Source organism: Kordiimonas aquimaris (assembly GCF_025574485.1).
GTDB lineage: Bacteria > Pseudomonadota > Alphaproteobacteria > Sphingomonadales > Kordiimonadaceae > Kordiimonas > Kordiimonas aquimaris.
The window spans coordinates 1-18,336 of the sequence record NZ_JAOBPO010000011.1; the positions used below are offsets into that span (position 1 = coordinate 1).

The 18,336-nt window shown below is 46.2% G+C and carries 9 protein-coding genes and 1 pseudogene; 3 read left to right on the forward strand and 7 right to left on the reverse strand.

The genetic code is table 11. From position 1 onward, the window contains the following. A partial coding sequence (locus OEU88_RS17430) for a calcium-binding protein (RefSeq protein ID WP_317279147.1) occupies window positions 1–1,436 on the forward strand: 1,436 nt, incomplete at its 5' end. A 466-nt stretch (window positions 1,437–1,902) separates the two neighbouring features. Here the strand turns inward: OEU88_RS17430 and OEU88_RS17435 are convergent. Both OEU88_RS17435 and OEU88_RS17440 read right to left on the reverse strand, forming a co-directional pair. After that, window positions 1,903–3,495 carry a GMC family oxidoreductase gene (locus tag OEU88_RS17435; protein WP_262696490.1) on the reverse strand — a complete coding sequence of 531 codons (1,593 nt, stop codon included), beginning with the start codon at window positions 3,493–3,495 and terminating at the stop codon, window positions 1,903–1,905. Between the two features lie 31 nt (window positions 3,496–3,526). Next, entirely contained in the window at window positions 3,527–11,722 is an 8,196-nt protein-coding gene (locus OEU88_RS17440; protein ID WP_262696492.1) for a beta strand repeat-containing protein, read from the reverse strand. 155 nt (window positions 11,723–11,877) lie between these two features. Here OEU88_RS17440 and OEU88_RS17445 point away from each other — a divergent pair, with 155 nt between their 5' ends. Continuing rightward, window positions 11,878–12,918, forward strand: coding sequence for an AraC family transcriptional regulator (locus OEU88_RS17445; protein WP_262696493.1), 1,041 nt, complete (start codon window positions 11,878–11,880; stop codon window positions 12,916–12,918). Between the two features lie 549 nt (window positions 12,919–13,467). Here OEU88_RS17445 and OEU88_RS17450 read toward each other — a convergent pair. After that, window positions 13,468–13,821: a hypothetical protein gene (locus OEU88_RS17450; protein ID WP_262696494.1), complete on the reverse strand. Its 354-nt coding sequence runs from the start codon at window positions 13,819–13,821 to the stop codon at window positions 13,468–13,470. After that, a complete protein-coding gene (locus tag OEU88_RS17455; RefSeq protein WP_262696495.1) occupies window positions 13,811–14,377 on the reverse strand; it encodes an ADP-ribosyltransferase in 567 nt (188 codons plus the stop codon). Before OEU88_RS17455 ends, OEU88_RS17450 begins: the two co-directional genes overlap by 11 nt. Before the next feature lie 160 nt (window positions 14,378–14,537). Between OEU88_RS17455 and OEU88_RS17460 the strand changes: the two are divergent. Beyond that, window positions 14,538–14,825: pseudogene (locus tag OEU88_RS17460) on the forward strand (integrase core domain-containing protein); the annotation flags it as partial. A 96-nt stretch (window positions 14,826–14,921) separates the two neighbouring features. Here the strand turns inward: OEU88_RS17460 and OEU88_RS17465 are convergent. The 3 genes from OEU88_RS17465 to OEU88_RS17475 all read right to left on the reverse strand — a co-directional run. Continuing rightward, complete coding sequence (locus OEU88_RS17465; protein WP_262696496.1) at window positions 14,922–16,019, reverse strand: DUF547 domain-containing protein; 1,098 nt, start codon at window positions 16,017–16,019, stop codon at window positions 14,922–14,924. 60 nt (window positions 16,020–16,079) lie between these two features. Then, on the reverse strand, window positions 16,080–16,781 hold the full coding sequence (locus OEU88_RS17470; protein WP_262696497.1) for a 4'-phosphopantetheinyl transferase family protein: 702 nt from the start codon (window positions 16,779–16,781) through the stop codon (window positions 16,080–16,082). Next, window positions 16,778–18,336 (reverse strand): thioesterase domain-containing protein (locus tag OEU88_RS17475; protein WP_262696498.1); only part of this gene is annotated, 1,559 nt, incomplete at its 5' end. The genes OEU88_RS17475 and OEU88_RS17470, both read right to left, overlap by 4 nt.

Below are 18,336 nucleotides of genomic sequence, written 5' to 3' on the forward strand. Positions count from 1 at the left end.
AAACAGTGACTGTTAATGTTGAGCCAGAGCAAATGCCTGAGCCAGAAGCTAATCCTGAACCAGAAGTTGATCCTGCGCCAACGCCTGAACCGGAACCAACTATTCTAGACCTTGCGGCAACCCTCACTGCTGTTGAAGGGGTTACAGTTCTCATTGATGCCGATGTGACAGTGCCAACCAGTTTGGGTTTTGATTCATTTTTGGACGATGCTGCTGAATTAATTATATCCGGCCTAACAGCTGGTGATATTGTGTCCGTGCAGAATACCGGCTCTGGTACTGGCGAGATTGGTTTTGATGCTAACACCGGTGCTGTGAGCTTTGAAGGTGTGCAATTCACATCGCTTACTTCATTTGGCGCAGGATCAGTATCGTTCAACTTGGGCGACTTTGGCACTGCTTCTACTGCCGCAATCGAGGCATTGATTGAAGCCCTAACCTTCACAGCAACCGCCGAAAACCCTGCTGAAAGCCGTGATATCACTATCAGCCTTTCAACGGGGTTTGCTGGACTACAACCGCAAACAGTGACTGTTAATGTTGAGCCAGAGCAAATGCCTGAGCCAGAAGCTAATCCTGAACCGGAAGCTAATCCTGAGCCGGAAGCTAATCCTGAGCCGGAAGCTAATCCTGAGCCAGAAACTGAGCCTGAGCCAGAAGCTAATCCTGAGCCGGAAGCTAATCCTGAACCAGAAGCTAATCCTGAACCGGAAGCTAATCCTGAGCCGGAAGCTAATCCTGAACCAGAATCAGTTTCACCTAATGCTTTAATTGGCACAGTATCTGATGACCTTCTGCGTGGCGGGAATGACAACGACGTGATTTTCGGACGGCAAGGCGATGACACTCTAAAAGGAGGAACTGGAAATGATCTGGTCCTCGGTGAGAGCGGCAACGACAAAATTTTTGCTGGAGAAACTGATCAAGGTAACGATACAATTGAAGGTGGAAACGGCAACGACACACTTGGCGGAGGCGGCGGGAATGACTTGATTACGGGTGATTCTGTTGCTGATTCCGGAGATGACGTAGTCTATGCAAGCGCGGGAGAAGACACTATATCTGGCGGCGCTGGTGAAGACACACTTTTTGGTGGAGACGGTAACGATGTTGTTGTCGGTGGCGCTGGCAATGACTTAATTTATGGTGGTGCTGGAAACGACATCATCTCAGGCGGAGAAGGCCTAGATACTTTTGCATTTATAACAGGATTCGGTAATGACACGATTACTGATTTTAGTTCTGAAAATGGTGAGTCTGATGTACTTGATCTGTCCGAAATTGGAGGTTTGGACCTTGGTGACTTACTCGTAGCAGCCACATTTGACGCTAACGGAGCAACGTTAACTATTGGTTCGCATGGTACGATACTTCTTCAAGGGATAGACCAGGCCAGCTTGCAAACAATCTTCGATAATGATCAAGTCATCGTATAGTTTGTGTAATAAGTTATGAATCCTGAACAGTCTGCACTTTGTGCGCGTCTTACGAGGAGCAAATCCGTGTCTCACGGAGCCAGAAACACAAAAGCCACCTCAATTGAGGTGGCTTCGATATTTTGGTTTTCTTCGTAGGCTTTACCGTTGCAGGGCTTGTGCCTCCTCGTGTTGACCTTCCTCACTACGTCCTTGGTCTGAACCTTTAACGGTTCAAGCCCCGCTTCGCGCAGCCCATATACGTAAAAAGGGCCCCTAATGGTACTGGCCTTTTTAATGGTTGCGGAAGTAGGGTTTGAACCTAGGACCTTCAGGTTATGAGCCCGATTGATAGCTTATTAAGCCATTGTTTTTTTAAATAATAAAGTTAACTAGAAATTTTGTGTGCACATTTTGTGTGAGTCTTGAGCTTCGAAAAGCTCATTTTAAGACCCATCAAACCATTATCTCATCATTCCAGATAAAATTATGCCAAAATCATATCGGCTGCTTTTTCAGCTATCATCATGATAGCTGCCTGTGTGTTGCCGCTGATAATTTGCGGCATGACAGAGCCATCAACAACTCTTAGACCATGCGTACCAACAACTCTAAGTTCTTGCGTAACAACAGACATATCATCTGTTCCCATCTTACATGTGCCTACAGGGTGATAAGCTGTTTGCGCATTTTCACGTACAAACAGTTCCCAGTCACTATCTGTTATCGGCTTTAAGGCCGGAACACTAATGCGATCTATAACATCGTTAAAAACAGCCCCTTCGATCAGCGATTTCATATATTTGACACCACTTATGAGCGTATTAAGGTCATATGTATCGTCAAACATATTGGGCTGGATAATGGGGTATGAGGCAGGTGATTTATCCGCTAGCTTTAGAAAACCTCGGCTTTGTGGTCGGTTAACATTCGCTTGTATAGTGAACGAATTTTGCTTGATAGGCTCAACTGACGTCTCGGTATTAACATATCCACACGGTGCAAAGTGAAGCTGTATATCAGGATAGTCATGCACAGCATTTGTTTTTACAAAAGCTAAAGCCTGAAACATCACTGTGCTGAGCATACCTTGGCCGCGCAATGCCCAATCGGCCACATGTTTGAATACACGTGGTGGCATTGTCTCAGTATTATAGCTTGGCACATTTGTATATGCCTGCATAAACACTGCTGGATGATCATGCAGATTCTTACCCACGCCGGCCAAATCCATGATTGGCTTGATACCAATAGCGGAAAGATCCTCTGCAGGCCCTACGCCTGAAAGCATCAACAATTGTGGTGAGTTAATTGAACCGCCAGATAAGATCACTTCTTTACCAGCAAACACTTCATATGTCTTACCGCGGCGATGGTATTCAATGCCTACAGCTTTACGCCCCTCAAAAATAACGCGGGCAGCATGGCTATGTGTCATGACATGTAAATTTGGCCGACTTTTGGCCGGTTTAAGGTAAGCATAAGCACTTGATTGCCGCACACGACCAGATGACGTCATACGCAGTAAGCTCACACCTGATTTACTGCCATTATTCCCTACCTTGAAGTAAGGCGTACCTTGCGCCGTCAGTGCATCAATAAATTTGTATGACAGAGGGTGTGCACCATCAGCATTTGCCATGCGAACCATACCGCCTGTATGGTCAGCAGACATCGGTGAAATAGTGCCTTCTATCTTGTTGAAAAAAGGAACAACATCGTCGTAAGACCACCCGCTGTTACCAAGCTGTGCCCAATGATCATAGTCTGCTGCTGCGCCGCGAACGTAGATCATTGCATTCAATGCGCTACTGCCACCAAGGACTTTTCCACGCGGCCACCTTTCTTGGCGACCACCGCGTGTTGGGTCTGCGGCGGTGCGGTAACACCAATCATACTTTGGACTGCCAACCGTTAATAATGAACCCAGCAGCGGTATGCGTAGCATTGGATTGCTATCGCCTGCTCCTGCTTCAAGTAATAAGACACTGTATCGGCCAGACGCAGTTAATCTGTTGGCCAACACACAACCTGCGCTACCTGCGCCGACAATGATATAATCATAGCGTTTCATAGGCATCAGTATAGCGCATCCAATGTGTTACGACCAACTATGTATCAACGACCACCTGTCCATTATCGAAGATTGTTTGGAGTTCAGTTTGGTCGATGCCTTCGAGGGTTATGGTGCCGTGTGTGCCGATGGTGAGTGTAGCACCGTTTGCATCAAATGTAGCTGCTGATAGCAAGTCAGCAAGTACAAGACCTTCAATCTCTGAGAAGTCGAGCATGTCTGTGTCATCGCCTGTCGTGCTAAAGTCACTGATCGTGTCATTGCCAAAGCCTGTGACGAAGGAAAACGTATCGTTGCCTGTGCCGCCTGTGATCGTATCATCACCCGCACTGCCGTATATCAGGTCATTACCTTCGCCGCCGTCAATGATGTCATTACCGTTACCACCAAACACTGTGTCATTGCCTTCACCTGCAGTAATAAGGTCATCATCAAAGGACGCAAAGATCTGGTCATCCCCTGCACCACCGTCAAGCGTGTCCGCATTGTCAGTTGGTGAACCAATACCACCATAGATGATGTCACTACCATCCCCGCCTGTGATGCTGTCACTACCGTCGCCGCCACCAAGCGTGTCGTTGGCATCATCACCAAACAGCGTATCGTTACCTGTGCTGGAGTAGATGACGTTATCGCCTGAGCCTGTGTTCACAACTGTATTGGTGCCCGGGTTAAAGGCACCGGCAACGATAAAGTCATTACCCGCACCACCGAACAAGGTATCTGATCCAGCAGGGTTCACATTACCACCAAACACATTGGTGCCAATATCACCGCCAACGATCAAGTCATCACCTGCACCAGCGCCGATCACATCATTCCCGGCGTTACCTTCAACGGTATCATCACCTGTGTCATCAGGACCAGCAAAGGAGCGGTCATCACCGTTACCGCCCGAGATACTGTCATTACCATCATCACCGCGCAGGAAGTCAGCCCCAGCGCCTCCAGAGATGGTGTCATCACCATCACCGCCGCGCACTGTGTCATTACCACCACCAGCATCCGTGCGGTCATTACCGCCACCAAGCTCAATGTCTTCAACATCGTCGCTGCCCGTGAACACATCTGCTGTATTACCGCCGGTGACAACAGACACACCATCATCTCTTACAACAACATCAGGATCACTTGTGCTACCACCTGATGGTGAACCACCGCCAGATGAGCCGCCAGAGCCGCTGTCTCCAGCATTGGATCCACTGTCACTGCCTGAAGAGCCGTCAGAGCCACCTGTGGATGGGGCCGTAATAACAAATGATACTGTAGTAGTTGTTGAATCAGCAGTACCGTCATTTACGGTAAAGCCGAAGTCAACCGTCCCGCCACCATCTGGGGTGAATACCAATTGTCCACCAACAATCTGCGCAACCGTGACCGCCTGCGGTACAGTGGCTATGTCTGCACCCGCAAGCGTGAGTGTACCAGACGATGGCAGGCTTGTTATCGTCACTGACGCTAATTCATCGCCGTCCGCATCTGCAAAACCAAGGTTTGTCAGCGTAATTGTGAACGTATCATCGGGGTCACCACTCAGGGTCGCACCGCTTGCAGTTGGGGCAGCATTAGTATCAAAAGTGAAGTTGCTATCTGCAAGATCACCTGGTGTAACACCCTCAAGTGTTAGGGTCTCGCCGTTACCAAGTGTAATAACTGTATCAGCACCAGACGCAGCTGCGTTCAAGCTAAAGGTATCAGTATCAGTCAGGTCAATAACCTCACCACCATCAGTATCAAAGTCTGTGATTGTATCAGACCCGTCGTCAGCAACCACGAAGGTATCCACACCCCCGCCGCCCGCGAGCGTGTCATCTCCACCGAGACCTCGCAGCGTATCATCACCGCCACCAGCTGTAACAACTTCATCTCCTGATGTGCCAGTAAACACTAAGTTAGGGACAATCGTACCGACCGCTGCATTCGTTACCGTTGTTGTGAGATCCGTGCCAAAAGTGGTTTGTGCCGTCGTCAACGCCGCTGCGTCACCGCCGGATGCAGCTGCCACTGTTGTTGCAGCATCGCCCTGCGCCACAACAGCTGCTTGGGTTACTTCCGTCAGGGTATCAATATTTGTGTTGGCACCGTCTGCCACAGCAGCTTGTGCAGCAGTATTGGTGCCTGTGATCGTGGTTGTTGCAGCCGTCACAACATCAGCCGACACAACAGCGGTTGCATCAGCGTCTGTTGCTGTGTTGTTCACAAGGTCTGTCACTGTTGCATTATCGGTCAAGTCAACAGCTCCGCCGCCAGCACCCGAGATAACGTCCGCCAGAGCACCAAACGCTGAACCATCCGCATCAAGATCAGCATCTGATGACGCCCCTTCAACAACAGAACTTGCGAGAACAACCGTGCTCAATACCTGAGAACCGGCAGCAAACACTTCAATTCCATCAGCATCACCAGCAAGGGCTGCACGGATCGGGTCGAAGGTGGTCAGGTCAACCGATGGGTCAATACCAAATGCATTACCAACTGCCGTTTCTGCAGCTGCGATAGCAGCTGCATCACCGCCGTTAGCAACGGCAATCTCGTTAATGAGTGTTGTGAGCGGCGTCACAACAGTTGAGCCTTCCGGAGCTGAAAGTGTGCCGTTAAAATCAAGGCCTGTGGAAATATCAACGGCTTGCTGGCCTGTCAGCGGGTTAATACCCCCTTGAATGATAACAGGACCTGTTGCCCCTGCTCCAAGCTCGAAGTTACCAGACGCGTCTGTGGTCGCAGCAACCTCGACGCCGTCAAACACACCATTGCCATTTGCATCCGCAAACACCAAAGCACCCGAGATAAAGCCGTCTTGTGCACTGCCGGCCGGCTCATCAATAACACTGATAGTGACCTCAAGAGTTTCTGTTGTACCGTCAGCGCCGCGCACACGCGTAACAACAATGTCCACTTCAGGCTCGACTTCGAAGTCAAGCGCCACACCTTCAGCAAGGCTGACAACACCAGCACCTGAAACCACAAAGCGAGCATCATCAACGGTGAACACATCACCCGCAACAAACGGGAAGTCTGCAATGGTGGCAAGCGTTGCAACATCAGCACCCGCATCGTTTTCAACCACAGCCACTGGTGTTACTGACATTGTGCCTTCGCCTTCAACCGTAATAACGATGTCCGCTGTATCTGTGCCACCGTTACCATCATCAATAGTGAAACTTACAGTTTCTGTGCGTGTTTCGCCTTCAAACAGGTCAACCGCATCTGCGTTCGGTGTGAAACTGATAACACCCGTGGTGGCATCAAGCACCTCAAGTGTGCCGAGCGTGCTAGCACCACCCAAACTGAGCGTAACATCGTCGCCATCAACATCCACACCCGCACCGACAATATCAAGAACCGTGACACCAGTTTCACCGCTCGCCAAAGAAATATCAGCAGCAACAGGTGCATCATTAACTGGGGTAATATTTATGGTCGCTACCGACGGTGTTGCCTCAAACGCTGCACCGTCACCAACCCTGAACTCAAAAGTTGCAAGACCCTCACCGTTGGAATTAGTTGGCGGCGTATAAGCCAGCAAACCAAGGTTAATATCCTCAACGCTAATAACATCGCCTGCTTCCACAGCAGTGCCATCAAACGTTAACCCTGAAAGTGTTTCTTCAATACGGATTGCAGATAAAGCATCACCTTCGTCAACATCGGTAAAGAGGAAATCATCACCAGAAATAACTAGAGGCGTGTCTTCAGTTCCATCAAGCGTGATGTCTCCGCCCTCTGGTGCATCGTTAACCGGCGTGACATCAATCGTGAGAGTATTTGGCAAAAGGTCAAAATCTTCCCCATCCGAAACACTAAATGTTATGTCGGCAAAGGAATCGCCGTTCTCGTCTGCTGGTGATGTGTAAACAAGGTTGTTACCGGCAAGCGCACCAACAGCGATAACCTGACCACCAACAACCTGAACACCGCCCAACGTAAGGCCGGCTGGTGCTGCATCAATGCGCACTTCCGCGAACATATCACCGTCAGCATCACTGAAGCCAAAGTCGCCAGATTGGATAACAAGCGGTGTGTCTTCATCTGTTTCTAATATCTCAGACATGCCCTCGGGCGGCGTATTGAAGGGATCAGCATCAGCCTGTAACAGGCCAATCAGGTTGCCATCAATTTGCGCTTCATCGTCAAATATAAAGTCATCGGGGTTTTGCAAACCAGTAGATTGCACCACACCGCCGACAACCTCTGGCGCGATCAATAGGTCAGCAAGTGAAAGACCTTCCAGCACAAGCGTTTCACCGTTACCGAGATCAATAACAAGGCCACCGGTGTTTTCTGAAAGTGCCGCGATCAAGTCATCTGCTGTAGCAAAGCCAGAGCTTTGCAGGTCGATCTGATCAACACCTGTGCGGAAGCCAACAATCGTGTCACTAGACAGCGTATCAACAACGACGAATACGCCGCTGGTCACATCACTGATAGTGAAGGTGTCATCGCCGCCGCTGCCAACAAGGACGTTGTTAATCTCAGTAGAAGTCAGCGTTTGGCCCGCAAAGATAAAGTCACTTACATCAAAAGCGGTTGGCGCAATATTATTGAAAACAAGGGTGTTATTCCCAACTTGTATCTGGGTGCTACCACCAACCTGACTTAGCTGATTTGCCAGAACGGTCGGGTTTGTAATATCAAACCCCGCCTGTTCAATCGTGATGTTAGAAAAATCAATAAGGTCTACAGTTGGTGTAAAATCTGTGAAGAAATTTACTGAAGGTGTTTCTGTTGATGCAACAACAGCTGTGTCAGCACCACCCCCACCGGTGATTGTGTTATCTCCTTCATTGGCAGCGATATTATCATCGCCGTCACCGCCTTCAGAGACATCATTACCGGCACCACCATCTAAAGTGTCATTACCGCCATTACCGCGTAGTGTATCATTACCGCCTAAACCATTCAGGATTTCGGCTAATTCAGCACCAGTCAGTAATTCCGATACATCTGTACCCACGATAGGTGGAAGTGCTGCATCAAATACAAAGTTATCCGCAGTTAAACCCAATTCCTGAATAAGTCCAGCAGGATCGGCCAAAAAACCATTGATTGTATTGATATTGGATGGTGTACGGAGATCGAAGATGATACCTACATTACTTCCATTTACTGTCGTGTCCAAACGCAGCCCAATTACGCTTATGGTTGATCCACCACTTGACCCCGGGAAAGTCTCCGTCGCTATGCTGAATAGCACCTGCAATTGCTCAAAACTGTTAATGCCTGTACCTGTTAAATCAAGCTGATCAGCGACAATAAATGCGTCCAAACTTGACACCTGCTCCCGAGCAGAAAAATCTGTAATTGTTATGGTAGTGTCTGAGGTAATATTTTGTATCTGTATGAGGTCTTGGCCATCACCTAAGGTAATACGAGTGTCCCCATTGCCCGATGAGATGGTGTCGTTACCTTCACCGCCATCTAAAGTGTTATTCGAACCTGTTGCAAGTATCAGGTCACTGCCACTCCCTCCATTTGCTACATCATTCGAACCTACACGGAGTGTATCATTTCCATTACCGCCAGATACCTGATCTGTAGCACCAAAATCCATAGACGAAGTGATGTCGTCATTATCATCACCACCATTGAGCGTATCTTCACCTAGGCCACCATTTAAAGTGTCATCTCCATCGCCGCCTTCTAAGCTATCTTCACCGTCTCCTCCGTTTAGGCTATCGTTACCAATTTCCCCTGTGAGGGTGTCATTGCCGCTGCCGCCATTCAGGACATCAAACTCGCCGCCGCCATTCAGGTTATCATTTCCAGCACCTCCCTCAAGAACATCAGCTTCTTGTCCCCCAGTAAGCACATCGTCACCAATACCTCCATCTAACGAGTCTGCACCGACACCACCATCAAGAGTGTCGCTTCCGTCTTCGCCTCGCAACACATCAGCATCACCATCACCCTGGAGATTGTCATCATTATCTCCACCAATAAGCGTATCAGAACCACTAAGGCCTATGAGTGTGTCATCACCATCACCCCCAGCGATGATTTCAGAATCGCCTGTGCCAATAATTAGGTCATTGGTATTTGTTCCATTAATAACGGTGCCGAAAAAGATATTTGGCGCTTGAAGAAATTCCGATAGTGAAACGTTTTCGATAAGAACAGTATTTTGCTCACCAAAATCGATAAGAACACCATTCCCAACTTCAGATGTTATGGCCGTCAACGCGTCAATATCAGTAAGCCCCGTGTTAGCGAAATTGATAATATCTTCACTAACGAGGAAATCACTAATTACCAGTTCATTGATACCAAAAAGGCTGTTTAATGGCTGTGGAGCCGGAATAATGAAGGTATCCGCTCCATCGCCGCCCGTCAGAGTATCATTACCCCCGCCACCATTTAGTGTATCAGTGCTATCACTGCCTTCAAAAGTCTGATCCGAGAAATCGCCGATAAAGTTAAATGGCACTATACCAGAACCAGGGAAATTAAGATCAGGGTCCGTGAGGAAACTATTTAGATCAAGGCCTTGGAAGATGATGACCGTACCATCATCAATAAGTGCACGTATATTTGTACCCTGAAGACTATTTTCAACGACAACCTGATTGAGTTCACCGCCGCCCAAGCTAATCTGCACCATATCTTCAAACGGCGCAAAATCTGTAATCACATTGACAGATCCCGGTGTGTTAATCAGAAATGTGTTGGTAAGGCTGCCCCCGCCACCAGTAAGTACGTTGACGCCAGAGCCGCCGTCCAAAGTGTCAGCGCCAACATCACCGCCGACGAGGAAATCATCACCTGCGCCACCATTCAATATATCATCATTCGTACCACCAAGCAGCGTATCATTACCGTCATCACCACTTAAGGTATCTTCGCCGCTTCCCGCATTGAGGCTATCATTGCCAGCACCGCCATTTAACGTATCATTACCAAAATCAGCATCAATGGTGTCGTCGCCGGCACCGCCCGTGAACAATTCATTACCGTTATCCCCATTCTCTCCTATGTCATTAGAAGTATCATTCTCAAACAATTGACCCGGCGTTTGTACGCCAGCCATTATTGGTAGATTGTTCAACAGTGATAGGTTTATGCCTTGTAGTGTAAGCGTATTACCGTTTGAGAACTCAATGAGTATATTGCCGTCTGCCTCACGCGCTGCCGCTATTACCTGCGCGCGACTGGTAAACTCAGTGTCTGAGAAATCGAGTGTGATTGTTGTTGAGAGACCATTGATTAAGTCGCTTGAGTTATCATCAATGATAATTACACTATCGTCACTTGCATTACTTAAAGTGATAACATCATTGCCCGCACCACCATTCAGTGTGTCTGCGCCGCCATTGGCGATTAGATTGTCATTACCTTCACCGCCTTCGATGAGATCATTATCTAGATCAGCACTACTACCACCAAATTCACCCAGAGCGCCCCCCTGAAGCGTATCGTTACCCTCATCACCGCGTAGTGTATCGTCCCCTGATCCACCATTAATGCTGTCGTCACCCTCATTACCTGAGATTACCTCACCAAAGGCGGTGCCTGTTAATGTTTCCGCATTAACCGTTCCTTCAATAGCTACGGCTGTAATGACAGGTGCTGCAACGCTGCTGAAGGTGATATTTGCTCCGAAGAGTTCTGCTGGCGTGATGTTTGGTATCATAATGCTGGAGAAACCGTTTAGCGCCACGGTTACGCCGCCAAATCCGTCATCCGATGTCGCAGCCATAAGCTCGGCAAGGTCAGCGATAGGAGAATCTGCAAGATTAAGTGTATCTAGATTAATATCAAAATCCGAGATTGTTACACCTGTAAACTCCCCCAACACATTGATAACAAATGTATCTGCACCGGCACCGCCAACCAGTGTTTGCTCACCATTTTGATCGAGCGTAAACAAGGCATCCTCGCCTGCACCACCGTCGAGTAAGTTTTGGCTCCCTCCGGATACCAATGCATCATCACCGTCTCCACCTAAAAGGGTATCAGACGTACCGCCCCCGATAAGAGTGTCATTGTCTGCACCGCCATCAAGTGAACTCAAGCCTGACGCACTAGCAATCAGGCCGTCATTACCATCACCACCAATTAACGTGTCAGGATCAAAACCTGTACCAGCTGTAATGATATCATCGCCTGCGCCGCCATCCAGCGTATTGCTACCACCGCCGCCAGAGATGAGGTCGTTACCGCCAAGACCGGTTATTGAGTCACTTCCAGATGTTCCACTTAGGTCATCAGCGTCAGCTGTACCAATGATGTCGGTCATAAATATTCCCTGCCACTTCGGCTTTAAATGAATTAATTGGCATTACGCCGCGCCTAACCACCCACCTGACAATTACGGGAAAACAGATGAATTTACTTGACAGTTTCCTGCAAAATATTTGACAGTTTTTATTGGTGGTCGAGAAAGAGGGAATAATGAATGCGATTGATAAAACTGTTACAAATGAGCAGTTTAGCGGATTAAAGCCTACAGCGTCTTGCCAATACACGCACAGCTATTTCTCGACCTGTGTCGATATTGGTGCAGAATCCCACAGGCTACTTGACATTTTAGGACAAGGCAGTCAGCCCTTTGATAATCCACTTAGGCGTTTTGAGTGTGATGCCATACTTGATATGCTTCATTATGCGCAGGAAAAGACAGGAGTTAAGTCGATTGGCTCAATCTCCGGGCGTAATTTCCGACCAGCCACATTCCTCAATGTAGGATATGCATTAATCTCTGCGAATTCCCTCAGGCATGCTCTATCCGTAAACGCGCGGTATCAGCGATTAACACAGGAGTTTGGCAAAACTGCCCTTGAGGTTGGGAAAGATTCTGCCCGTGTGATGTGGCATCCTTATATTAATGATGCAGAACGTATGCGCCCAGTTACCGAGGCCGTGTATGCAGGTTATGTATCGATTGGGCGTTGGCTTTTGTGGCATTATAATGAAGATGCACTCATCGTTCGGTTTCGTCATTCAAAACCCAGCGAGCCAGACCCATGTGCTGAATATTTTGGTTGTGAAATATTGTACGATCAGGACTTTGATTGCCTGGAATTCAAAGCGTCCCTTGCAGATGCAAAGCTACCGCAGGCAAACCCCGAATTGCTCGCTAGTTTGGAGAAAAGGCTCGATAAAGCACTCATCAATCTCGACAATGCTAATTCTGCACAAAGCCAAGTATACCAATGCATACAGCATTTTCTAGAAAGTGGCCCGGTTAATTTACCGGATATTGCTGATGCACTTGGTTACTCAGAACCCACATTAACGCGCCGCTTGAAACATGAAGGCACAACATTCCGACAAGTTCTGCAAGAAGTACGGCAAGAAAACACTGCTTTTTATATTCAGGAAGGGCAGAAGTCATTAACGGAGATCGCTCAGGCACTTGGTTACAGTGACCAAAGCGCTTTCACACGGGCATATAAAGCTTGGTATGGAAAACCGCCATCTGCAAAATCATGAAAGTAATAAACGCATACCTCTCTAACTTTTCATTCATCTGATCTACATACCAATTTAAAAGGCCCTGGTCCGATGTGCCTAGGCTTGCTTTGGTTGCGGGAGCACGCAACCATCTTAGCTTACATTTGTAAAAATTAGAGGTAGAAAAGATGGTTAGATGTCAGTGGGCAGACCCAATATGCTCAGTATTTCAAAAGGTGATCGTTTCAACGAGCTAGAATCTTACTCAACCGATATTGGCCTTCGAACAATAACTATGTTAAAGGGAACTTATTGGTATGCAAAAGATAGAGTGAACCAATTAACTTCGGTACTACAGTGCTGATGAATTACTAACGAGCCTGCAACTCTCTGTATCTTTCATTCTTTGTGTCACTATGTATATTGACAATTTTAATGACGCTTCAATGGCAATAAAAATCATGTTTGCCCTGAAATAATGACAGTGCGATTGAATAAGTCTTTGAAAATATTGACTTCGAATTGACACGGTTAATGGAGCGTCACAGTCATACATGGCTTCAGTTTGAAGTGTATTAGAAGTAAGCCCTAACCAGCACTCTTTGCTTTGGATTTCCCCCTTGAAGCGATACGAGACCCGCGTGTCTGTGTAAGCTTACTTGCCGCACGTTGTTTTGTCCTAGTGGTGGGGTCTTTTTTTTGCCTCATGACTTGACCGCGCAGAACACTTTCACCTTTAGCTTCTGAAACGGCAAATTGTTCAATAAGAGAATTATCTTCAGCAACACTAGAAGCCATCCGACGGTTAATTGTATGAGGATTTTTGAGGCATTCTACATGGCGCGCAACTTCAGCATCAGTAGCTTCAGTAAAGAGGTTGAGATAACTAGCACCTCTTTTACTTTTTATGAACCCTAAATTGTCTTTGCGGCTATTCCCCAACTAAATTCTCCACTTGCAAGTATTTTTCGATGAGTTCTGGCACTACCTCTACAGCATACAAGATAGTATATTTTGTCCCAAACGGCAATAGAACCTCGAATTCAGGGTGTTGTATCTCTGGTATCCTGTGGACATATCCGCCACATTCACCCGCTTTTACGAGTATCTTCATGAGAACAGGAACAAGGTCCTCATTTCCTGTGTAAAATCGTTGTGCAATTTTCATGGAAAGGCTTGTAGACATAAAACCGCGATGTACTCGTTTATGTCCTCGTTTAAATGTTGGAATCACCTCTGGATGGTGTCTCGATCCTCTCCAAACAATTAGATCTTGCTGCAATGTTGCAGCGTTGAGGGCCGTTTGAAGTAAGGCAACAATTCTTTTATCACGGAGTGATAATTCTTCACCTGTCCACAACGCATGATTAATTTGTTTATAACCATCAGACTTATAGAAACTAAAAGCGTGTTTCTGCTCTTCACTTAGGGTAGCTTCCCATCCGGGGTTAATAAGCTCCTCAAAACGAGTTTCTCCTTTTTGGAGTTCCCGTAACAAGTCAGTTTGAAATGATCGAGATATGGCCCTAGTTGGTATCATATTGCCTAAAGTAAGTGGTAAAGCTGGCTTGTCAAATAATTAGTGTTCACTTCACATCGAAAACAAGTAATGCCTAGTTCTAGTCGAAGCAACTGTCACTGCAATGTGCGCGAAGTGACGAGGAGCACCGTATCATCCACAGACACAGGGCAAGATCGAACGCTGGCATCAGACACTCAAAAACAGAATTTTGCTGGAGAATTACTTTCTACCCGGTGATCTTGAAAACCAGATACGCCAGTTCATCGACCACTATAACAATCACAGGTACCACGAGAGCATCAACAACCTAACACCTGCTGATGTTTACTTTGGCAGAGGACAATCAATCTTAAATCGAAGGAGAAATATTAAACTCAAAACACTCAGACAACGCCGCTTGCAACACAACAAGCAAGCTGCTTAATATCAAACAAAGAGGAACCAAAAGCCTCCGACCATAAAAGACTAAACTAAGCCCAAATCATTCGACGACGGACATAATTACTCGAAATGATATTGGTTAGCTGTTATCGTCCTCAGTATCGCTCTTCTCCTCAGCGGGTAAAACCTCTATGGTGACGCTACCCTTTCTACTTAGCTTTTTAGCTCTTTCTCTCAATATATGTTGGGCGTGTTGCGGCAATCTTAACCCAGGATTCACATAGTTGCCAGCAGCATCCTGCGTAGAACGAGCGTACATTCCACCCGGAGAGCTAAACCTGCCGTTAATCAAATCTGCAATATGCCAATCGTAAATATTAGCATCTACTTCATGCAACAAAAATAGTTTATCTTTTAATTTGCCCCGAGCATACTTATTTATATGAGCTAGGACACTTTGCCGAAAATTCGGAAACATGGATTTCATGCGTAAATAATAAGTGGAAATCCTTAATTTAGATTTGTTCCAATAGCGCGTTCCCCGCAAACTATTAACAAAGTCAATAGCATTATCTTCGAGCTGTCTATATACTTTGCGCCCTTGATATGCCTCGTTTCTGACGTTAGGTGTACCGATTGCACCCATATAAAAACCGTAGATTACTACTGGGTCTTTCCAGTAAGTGGTTACATGTTTTTGTATGTCTAAGAGCGAAATCTTCTCATCACCTAAGTAGAACTTCTTTCGGTTAATAAATGAGTCCTTAGAATTCTCGTCAAACACAGGCTTCAAATATGTGATCGGGTAAATACTTGCGATCTCAGCTAAAACGATAATGTTGTGCAGATTGAGCCAATAAGCTAATTGTTCATTTCTATTCAAATCCTCAAAGGAAACATATGTAACTACCTTCAACAACTTGTCTCTGAGCTTGGCCAGTGTTTTAACTTGGGAATCACTGAAAGTGTGAAACATTAGGCGATTTCCCTCTAGACGAGTGACGAGAGGATTACCCACCTTAATACGCGTACCAGTAATTTGCGGTAATTTGCTAACTGATAATTGGTGAGCGGACGCGCCCATCTTGAGGACAGAGCCGTTTAGAACTATGTCTAGATCAGAGTAATCAATGTAGATATCAGATTCGGGGTCAAATTTTGTTACAAACTGAGCTGCACTTAAACACCAAGGTGAATAAATTATCGAACAGACTAATATTAGTACTCTGGTAATCATACTCTACCCACGCGTGTTATCGTGCAATTATATATAACTACTGTTGCATAGTCGACCTTTTTATAAATCCAATTCATCTGTCTGTGAAATGTAAACTGAGGCATAAACCCTCTGCTCCACTATTGTATAACGCCCCTCGAACAGCGAACACTGATGCGCTCTGAGCCCCTTACAGCTTTTAATCATTATCTTATAACTACCTAACTCAATATCTACATCCTTAAAGTCCAGCCAATTCCTATATAACGGGTAATAGCATTTGTAGAATGCCTCTTTAGCTGAAAATAGAATTGAAACATTCCTTTTGCTCTGAAAAAATTGTTGTTCCTTTAACTTCAGAAGTTCATTTTCAGTGCAAATCTCCTCAAACATTTCCTCAGATATTCTCTCTAATTCTTCAATGTCAAAGCCCATGGACAGGACAGAGTTTGAATATGCTACTACTGCTCCACATACACTTTCCGTGTGACTTAAACTCCCAACAATGCCTTTTGGCCAAATTGGCACTCCGTCCAAATCGGAAAGCAGACTATAATCTTTTATTCTAGCTAGGTTATATAGCGCTTTACTAGAACATATTCGGCCGCGTACATAGTCCCACTTTTGTGGATTGGGTAACGTATTCGCGCGTTTCCGTTCGTAAGGGGTTAATTTCTGACTTTCAAGATCAAGATCAAGATCAATTGATGTAATTATCTCTCCCCTTACTTGCCCGCGCGGAAATAACCTCTCGACGCCTCTCGTATTGATCGCATCGTTCATTCCCTTTGCTCGCTATTTAGAATAAACTTAATGACTTCTAAAACGTAAGGCTTTTTAATTATTTCATGATGCGAACAGTTTATTTTATGCGCTTTAACTTGCCCAGATGTTAGTTTAGTCCACTCGGGTATACCTTTTAAATTACCCATCGATAAAAAGAGCCTGATGTCCAAGTCAGTCCTACTTACATCATGTTCGCGTGCAAGCATCCCGGCCCTTGATATCCATTCAATGGTTCGAGCAACTAATTTGGTGTCAAATAATAAATGTTGTTCAGTTGCGGCACTAACTAGCTTTTCCTTGGCTAAGCTAGCGTTAATAGCAGCAAGGTAATCCCAATCAACCTTCAGGCCTTCGCCCAGGTACGCTTTGACGGCCTCTAGCCAAATAGAATTACTACTATCAAAAGGCACGCCATCTAATATAATTAACTGGGCTATGCCGTGCCCTAGCTTATTAAGCCTATTTGCAATTTCATAAGCATATAATCCGCCCGACGACCAGCCAAGAACAGAATATGGTCCAGCACCCTGTGTTTGTATGATTTCCTGAACATACATATCGACTAGTTCTATAATTGATTCTGAATTTCTATCGGATAACACATCTGGGCATTGTATCGCGTAAACGCATATTTTGCCCTCTAATTCCAAAGCTAGTTCTTCATATGCAAAACCCAGCCCCCCCAGTGGGTGAATGCAAAATAGTTTTTCGTCTAAACTAGAATTTAAGCGAAGCGATATTGCATTATCTGCGACCATGAACGGGGTCTTCACGCAGGTTTCTATCTCTTTTGCTTGAGTTTCGAGAGTTCGATTCTCGTATAGAATCTTGAGTGAGAGGTCAACGCCCCAAAAATGCTTCACGTGATGACGTAATTGTATTAAGGTAAGCGAATGCCCCCCAAGTTCGAAGAAGTTGTCATGCACACCTACGCGCTCTAGCTTGAGAACTTCCTGCCATAAAGTGCAAAGCTTAGCTTCAATCTCCGTACGAGGAGCAACATAAATCGAACGCTGAACATCCATATCGCCAGGAGCAGGCAATGCCTGACGATCAAGCTTTCCATTAGTGGTTAAAGGGAAGCTGTCTAGAACAACAAAGGCTGATGGAATCATATAGTCAGGAAGCCGCTGCTGTAATGTAGAACGTAATGACCCTATAAAATCCTGCTTCGCCGCTTCATCTTCAACATAAGAACCTTCCGCAACAATGTAAGCAACTAGCTGTTTATCGCTACTGTCAGCTTGACCTTCTCGCGCAACAACAACTACATCACTAACGTCAGAAACATCTAAAAGTGACGCTTCAATCTCGCCAAGCTCAATTCTAAAACCACGAACCTTAACTTGATGGTCGACCCGACCTATAAACTCAAGGTTCCCATCCGGCAGATAGCGCACCAGATCACCCGTCCGGTATAAACGAGAGCCCGTATCATTACTGAATGGGTTTGATATAAAGCGCTCCGCAGTAAGCTCGGGGCGGTTCAAATAACCCCGCGCCAAACCTGCTCCACCTATATATAACTCACCAACAGCACCTATCGGCAAAA